Raw genomic sequence first — 6,421 nt, 5'->3', positions numbered from 1 at the left:
TGCATCGTCTTTTCCGGGCTGCCTCGTTGCACGCAGCATAGGCGCCTGATGGTGCGGTTTCCGGGCGAGGCGGACCACGCCCCGAAGAAAACATTACTAGCCAGTAGCCAACGGGTCACGTGTGCGCGAGCGCCGGAATCTGTGATCTGGCCGACGCCCGGCACCCGGCGCGCCGGGCGGCACTCCCCCGTACGCGCCGCCCGCGCCCATCCGTGTACGCCGCGGGGCCCTTCCCCCGTGCGTGGCGGAGGTCTCCTCGCGTGCGCCGCCGGGCCGTCCCCGCGTGCGCCCCGGATGCGCGCTCAGTCCCGCAGCGCGTTGAAACGGCCCTGGTGGTAGAGGAGCGGACGCCCGCCGCCGGCCGGGTCCCCGGCCACGGCCTCCGCGATCACGATCCGGTGGTCGCCCGCCGGGATCCGGGCCACCACCCGGCAGACCAGCCAGGCCAGCACGCCGTCGAGCACCGGCACTCCCCCGGGCCCGCTGCGCCAGGCGGTGGCCGGGCCGAACCGGTCGGCCCCGCTGCGGGCGAAGGTGGCGGCCAGCTCCTCCTGGTGCTCGCCGAGTATGTGGACGCCGACGTGCTCCGCCTCGGAGACGACCGGCCAGCTGGAGGACGAGGTTCCCACGCCGAACGAGATCAGCGGGGGCTCGGCGGCGACGGAGTTGAGGGAGGTGGCGGTGAAGCCGGCCGGCCGGTCGGTGGCGGCCGTGATCACCGCGACCCCGGCGGCGTGCCGCCGGAAGACCGAGCGGAGAAGGCCCGGAGATGCCGTACGAGCGGTGCCGAGCTCGGGTGAAGCCGTCATGGAGATGTCCTTCCGCGAAGAGGCGTACGGGGTGTCGTGGGCGCTCAGGCACCCGGACAGCGCGCGCTCGCGTTGCGGGCGAGGTCCACGTGGACCCGGCCGTAGAGAAGGAGTTCCACCAGCATGGCGTCAGACTGACGATACGGGACGGGCCCGGTCAAGTGCGTCCCGCGATCTGGGAGATGCGTCACGGTCCGTCACATCGCCCGGCCGAGCGCCGCGACGACGTCCGCGGTGCGGGGCTGCCCGACGGCCCGGCGGACGATCCGGCCGGTCGCGTCGAGGACCAGCACGGTCGGCGTCCGGTCGATCTCCAGCTCCCGCACGAGAGTGAGATGCGCCTCGGCGTCGATCTCGACATGCGCCACGCCGTCCACCATCCGCGCCACCTCCGCGAGCACGCGGCGCGTGGCCCGGCAGGGCTGGCAGAAGGCGGTGGAGAACTGCACCAGGGTCGCCCTTTCCCCGAGTTCCGCACCGAGTTGGGCCGCGTCCAGCGTCCTCGCCCGTGCCCGACCGTCCACCCTCGACCTCCCGTCACACCACTCCGCAGGAGGTCAGCGCCGTGGAGCGGCGGAACATTCCCGGTCGGCCGCACGTGACGAGAATCTCGTGTCCCGGGCCCCGGGGGACTGGCCACCGGGTCGCGCATGGGGCACGATCGGCCCGATGCCGCAAACCTACGGCTGCGTAACTTCCGCCGGGAGAACCCTTCCCAGGCGCTGAGGAAGGGGTCTTCCCAGAGATGGCAGAACTCGTCTATCGGCCGGTCATCGGTGCCGCTCGCACGCTTTTCAAGGCGCTGGACCTGAAGATCGACGCTCGGGGTTCGGAGCACATCCCGAAGACCGGTGGCGCTGTGCTGGTCAGCAATCACATCAGCTATCTGGACTTCGTCTTCACCGGGCTCGCCGCGCTGCCGCAGAAGCGCCTGGTCCGCTTCATGGCGAAGGAGTCGGTCTTCCGGCACAAGGTCTCCGGGCCGCTGATGCGGGGGATGAAGCACATCCCCGTCGATCGCAAGCAGGGCGAGAAGGCCTACGCCCACGCGCTCGCGTCCCTGCGCTCCGGCGAGATCGTCGGCGTCTTCCCCGAGGCCACCATCTCGGAGTCGTTCACGCTGAAGGGCTTCAAGTCGGGGGCCGCCCGGCTCGCCCAGGAGGCCGGGGTGCCGCTGATCCCGGCGGCGGTGTGGGGGACGCAGCGGCTGTGGACCAAGGGGCGTCCGCGCAACTTCAGGCGTCAGCACCTGCCCGTGACGATCCGGGTGGGCGAGGCGGTGGAGGCGCCGGGCGACCAGTACGCGGGCGCCATCACCCGGCGGCTGCGGGAGCGGGTGCAGGAGCTCCTCGAAGCCGCCCAGCGCGCCTACCCCGTGCGTCCCAAGGACGCGGGCGACACCTGGTGGGTCCCCGCGCATCTCGGCGGCACGGCTCCGACGCCGGACGAGGTGCGCGCACGGGGCTGACGCCGCCGGGCCGCGCCCCGCGCCGAAACGTCACTCCGGACCGACGGCCGCGATCCGCCCCGGCGCCGGGGCGCCGGGGCGCCGGGGCGCCCTCCCGGCCGTGCGTCGCGGCGGCCGAGGGGAGGTCAGAGCTCCGTGGGAAGCGTGCGCCACAGGTCCGGGCGGTCCCGGGCGGACCGCAGACCGCTCAGCACCGCCGGGTGCGGCGCCGCGTGGAGCAGGGGGTAGTCCGTCTCGTGGAACTCCGGCCGGACGGGCCAGGCCAGCCGTTCGGCGTCGAGCGAGAAACGGGCGTCCACCCCGGGCTTGTTGCCCCGGGCGTCCTGGCGGTCCCAGCGGTCGCGGCCCGGCAGCCGGACCGCGACGAGCCCGTGCACGGGGCCGGGTCCCCCGTCGTCACCGGCGAGCCGCTGGTAGCAGAGGGCGGTGGGGATGCCGGCCGCGCGCAGAAGGGCGGCCAGGGCGTGGGACTTGGCGTGGCAGACGCCGTGGCGCGCCGCGAGGACGTCGGAGGCGCGCCAGGTGACGTCCTTCTCGCCCGCGTCGGCGGAGTGCGCGACGGCGTCGCGCATGAAGGTGTAGGCGGCTTCCGCGTATGCGTATGCGTCCGAGGTGCCGCCGCCGAGGTCCGCGACCGTTTTCCGCACCAACGGGTGCTCATGAGTCGATGGCCTCGTCGGCGGCGAGGTACGCGGAGAGTTCCGGCTCCTGCTGGATCAGCTGCATGACCGCCGAGCGTAGACAGACGGCCGACCGGAGTCAATGACTTTCCGGTCGGCCGCATATCTATGCGAGATGGTCGCCCGTCGGCCGGGCCGACGTCACCTGGCCATCTCCTCCTTGAGCGCGAGGACGAACGCGTCGACGTCCTCCTCCGTGGTGTCGAAGGCGCACATCCAGCGGACGTCCCCGGCGGCCTCGTCCCAGAAGTAGAAGCGGAAGCGCTTCTGCAACCGCTCGGTCACCGCGTGCGGCAGCCGGGCGAAGACGGCGTTGGCCTGGACGGGGTGGAGGATCTCCACTCCGTCCACCGCGCGCACCCCGTCCGCGAGCCGCCTGGCCATGCCGTTGGCGTGCCGGGCGTTGCGCAGCCAGAGGTCCCCGGCGAGCAGCGCCTCCAACTGCACGGAGACGAAGCGCATCTTGGAGGCCAGCTGCATCGACAGCTTGCGCAGGTGCTTCATCGCGCGGACGGCGTCCGGGTTCAGGACGACCACGGCCTCGCCGTAGAGCGCGCCGTTCTTGGTGCCGCCGAGGGACAGGACGTCGACGCCGACGGTGTTGGTGAACGTGCGCATCGGCACGTCCAGCGACGCCGCGGCGTTGGCTATCCGGGACCCGTCCAGGTGGACCTTCATGCCGTGGCCGTGGGCGTGGTCGCAGATGGCGCGGATCTCGTCGGGGGTGTAGACCGTGCCCAGTTCGGTGTTCTGGGTGATCGAGACGACCTGCGGCATGGCGCGGTGCTCGTCGTCCCAGCCGTACGCCTGCCGGTCGATGAGCTCGGGGGTGAGCTTGCCGTCCGGGGTGGGCACGGTGAGCAGCTTGAGGCCGCCCACCCGCTCCGGGGCGCCGCCCTCGTCGACGTTGATGTGGGCGGACTCGGCGCAGATCACCGCGCCCCAGCGGTCGGTCATCGCCTGAAGGGACACGACGTTGGCGCCCGTTCCGTTGAAGACCGGGAAGGCTTCGGCGGTGGGGCCGAAGTGACTGTGCATGACGCGCTGGAGGTGTTCGGTGTAGGCGTCCTCGCCGTAGGCGATCTGGTGACCGCCGTTGGCGAGGGCGATGGCCGCGAGGATCTCCGGGTGCGCGCCCGCGTAGTTGTCACTGGCGAAGCCGCGCACCTGCGGGTCGTGGTGCCGTCGCGCGGCGGTCCTCACGGTTGCGGGGTCAGCCACAGGCGCTTTCCGTTCACTTCCGGGGCGGGCCGGTCCCAGACGCCGGCGATGGCCTCGGCCAGGTCCTTGACGTCGGTGAAGCCCGCGAATTTCGCATTCGGGCGCTCGGCGCGCATGGCGTCGTGCACCAGAGCCTTGACGACCAGGATCGCAGCCGCGGTCCTGGGCCCCTCGTCACCCCCCGCCTTGCGGAAGGCGTCGGCGAGGGCGAGCGTCCACGCCTCGGCCGCCGCCTTCGACGCGGCGTAGGCCGCGTTCCCCGCGGTGGGCTTGCTCGCCCCGGCGGCGCTGATCAGCACGTAGCGGCCGCGGTCGCTGCGCTGCAGCCCCTCCTGGAAGGCCAGCGAGGTGTGCTGGACCGTGCGGATCAGCAGCTTCTCCAGCAGGTTCCAGTCGGCGAGGTCCGTCTGCGCGAAGCCGGCGCTGCCGCGCCATCCGCCGACGAGGTGGACCAGGCCGTCGATCCGGCCGAACTCCTTCTCCGTCTTGTCCGCCCAGTCGCGGGTGGCCGCGAGGTCGAGCAGGTCCACCGTGTCGCCCGTGACGGTCGCGCCGCCGTGGGCGTAACGCGCGGCGTCCACCGCCTCGGCCAGGCGGGCCGCGTCCGCGTCGGAGGCGACGACGGTCGCGCCGGCCTCCGCGAGCCGCAGCAGCGTGGCCCGGCCGGCCGGACCGGCCGCCCCGGCGACCGCGACCACGGCGCCTTCGAGGGCGCCGCTTCCCTCGCCCCTGCCGTTTCCGTTCATGGCCACCGCCTCCTCAGACCCGGCGCTCACGCGGCTGCCCGCTCGGCATCCGCGGCGGTGATCCCCTTGGTCGAGGCGATCACGTTCTTCAGCTTCTTGGAGAGCGCCTCATAGAACATGCTCAGGGGAAACTCGTCCGGAAGCACCTCGTCGACGAGCTTACGCGGCGGCAGCGACAGGTCCAGTGCGTCCGGACCCTTCGCCCAGCGGGATCCGGGGTGCGGGGCGAGGTAGGCGGAGACCAGTTCGTACGCGGCGAACCAGTGCACCAGCTTGGGGCGGTCGATCCCGTCCCGGTAGAGCTTCTCGATCTCGGCGCAGAGCTGGTTGGTGATCTGCGGGGCGCGCTCCCAGTCGATGCGCAGGGTGTTGTCCGTCCAGCGGATCACGTCGTGCCGGTGGAGGTAGGCGAAGAGGAGCTGACCGCCGAGGCCGTCGTAGTTGCGGACGCGCTCGCCGGTGACCGGGAAGCGGAACATCCGGTCGAACAGCACGGCGTACTGCACGTCGCGGCCCTGCGCGACGCCGTCGGCCTCCAGCCGCACGGCCTCCTTGAAGGCGGTGAGGTCGCAGCGCAGCTCCTCCAGTCCGTACATCCAGAACGGCTGCCGCTGCTTGATCATGAAGGGGTCGAAGGGCAGGTCGCCGTGGCTGTGCGTGCGGTCGTGGATCATGTCCCAGAGCACGAACGCCTGCTCGCAGCGCCGCTGGTCCGCGACCATCTCACGGATGTCGTCGGGCAGTTCGACGCCGAGGATGCCGACCGCCGCCTCGGTGACCCGGCGGAACCGGGCGGCCTCGCGGTCGCAGAAGATCCCGCCCCAGCTGAAGCGTTCGGGGGCCTCGCGGACGGCGACGGTCTCCGGGAAGAGCACCGCGGAGTTGGTGTCGTAGCCGGAGGTGAAGTCCTCGAAGGTGATGCCGCAGAAGAGCGGGTTGTCGTAACGGGTGGCCTCCAGCTCCGCCAGCCACTCGGGCCACACCATCCGCAGCACGACCGCTTCGAGGTTGCGGTCCGGGTTGCCGTTTTGGGTGTACATCGCGAAGACGACCAGGTGCTGGACGCCGTCGGCGCGCCCCCGGGCCGGCTGGAAGGCGAGCAGGGAGTCGAGGAAGTCCGGCACGCCGAAGCCGTCGGCGGCCCAGCGGCGCAGGTCGGCGACGAGGGCGCGGTGGTACGCGGCGTCGTGCGGAAGCAGCGGGGCCAGCTCCTCGACCGCGGCGACCACGCGGTCCAGCGCCGCCTCGGCGGTCGCGCGGGACGGGGCGCCCTCCGCCTCGAAGTCGACGGAACCGTCCTTCGACTGCCAGGGACGGATCTCCTCCACGGCGTCCTTGAGCAGGGGCCAGGCCGGGTGGTCGACCACTCGCCGTTCCGTAGCTATGCCACCTGTGGCGACGTCGTGCACAAGAATTTCCGTCATAACACTTCCTCCACAGGAGAACCTCACGTCAAATAACCGTATCCATGCACGGCTTCTCCGGACAAGTGGGTTC

6 protein-coding genes and 1 pseudogene are annotated in these 6,421 nt (G+C 71.8%); 1 reads left to right on the top strand and 6 read right to left on the bottom strand.

Annotated features, from left to right (window positions below):
• Nucleotides 1-302: 302 nt before the first annotated feature.
• Both WA762_RS12330 and WA762_RS12325 read right to left on the bottom strand, forming a co-directional pair.
• Nucleotides 303-809, bottom strand: a complete 507-nt coding sequence (locus WA762_RS12330) for a flavin reductase family protein (RefSeq protein ID WP_335935569.1) — start codon at nt 807-809, stop codon at nt 303-305.
• 197 nt (nt 810-1,006) lie between these two features.
• The gene (locus tag WA762_RS12325; protein ID WP_335935568.1) at nt 1,007-1,333 is read right to left on the bottom strand and encodes a TlpA family protein disulfide reductase; all 327 of its coding nucleotides are present in this window, start codon (nt 1,331-1,333) and stop codon (nt 1,007-1,009) included.
• A 221-nt stretch (nt 1,334-1,554) separates the two neighbouring features.
• Here WA762_RS12325 and WA762_RS12320 point away from each other — a divergent pair, with 221 nt between their 5' ends.
• Nucleotides 1,555-2,277, top strand: a complete 723-nt coding sequence (locus WA762_RS12320; protein WP_335935567.1) for a lysophospholipid acyltransferase family protein — start codon at nt 1,555-1,557, stop codon at nt 2,275-2,277.
• Between the two features lie 125 nt (nt 2,278-2,402).
• Here the strand turns inward: WA762_RS12320 and WA762_RS12315 are convergent.
• From WA762_RS12315 to WA762_RS12300, 4 genes and pseudogenes are all read right to left on the bottom strand, one after another.
• Nucleotides 2,403-3,003 (bottom strand): annotated as a pseudogene (locus WA762_RS12315) (transglutaminase domain-containing protein).
• Nucleotides 3,004-3,098: 95 nt separating this feature from the next.
• Complete coding sequence (locus WA762_RS12310; RefSeq protein WP_335935576.1) at nt 3,099-4,160, bottom strand: threonine aldolase family protein; 1,062 nt, start codon at nt 4,158-4,160, stop codon at nt 3,099-3,101.
• Nucleotides 4,157-4,924, bottom strand: a complete 768-nt coding sequence (locus tag WA762_RS12305) for an SDR family NAD(P)-dependent oxidoreductase (protein ID WP_335935566.1) — start codon at nt 4,922-4,924, stop codon at nt 4,157-4,159. Before WA762_RS12305 ends, WA762_RS12310 begins: the two co-directional genes overlap by 4 nt.
• 26 nt (nt 4,925-4,950) lie before the next feature.
• A complete protein-coding gene (locus tag WA762_RS12300) occupies nt 4,951-6,348 on the bottom strand; it encodes a DUF6421 family protein (protein ID WP_335935565.1) in 1,398 nt (465 codons plus the stop codon).
• Between the last annotated feature and the right edge of the window lie 73 nt (nt 6,349-6,421).

The sequence above is a fragment of the Streptomyces tyrfis genome, assembly GCF_037034285.1.
GTDB lineage: Bacteria > Actinomycetota > Actinomycetes > Streptomycetales > Streptomycetaceae > Streptomyces.
The sequence above is the reverse complement of the archived record's forward strand: the minus strand, read 5'-3'. Positions and strand labels throughout refer to the sequence as shown.

Excerpts from the sequence above, each read along its gene's own strand:
- WA762_RS12330 (WP_335935569.1), bottom strand. The coding sequence starts at position 809 with ATGACGGCTTCACCCGAGCTCGGCACCGCTCGTACGGCATCTCCGGGC.
- WA762_RS12320 (WP_335935567.1), top strand. The coding sequence starts at position 1,555 with ATGGCAGAACTCGTCTATCGGCCGGTCATCGGTGCCGCTCGCACGCTT.
- WA762_RS12305 (WP_335935566.1), bottom strand. The coding sequence starts at position 4,924 with ATGAACGGAAACGGCAGGGGCGAGGGAAGCGGCGCCCTCGAAGGCGCC.
- WA762_RS12300 (WP_335935565.1), bottom strand. The coding sequence starts at position 6,348 with ATGACGGAAATTCTTGTGCACGACGTCGCCACAGGTGGCATAGCTACG.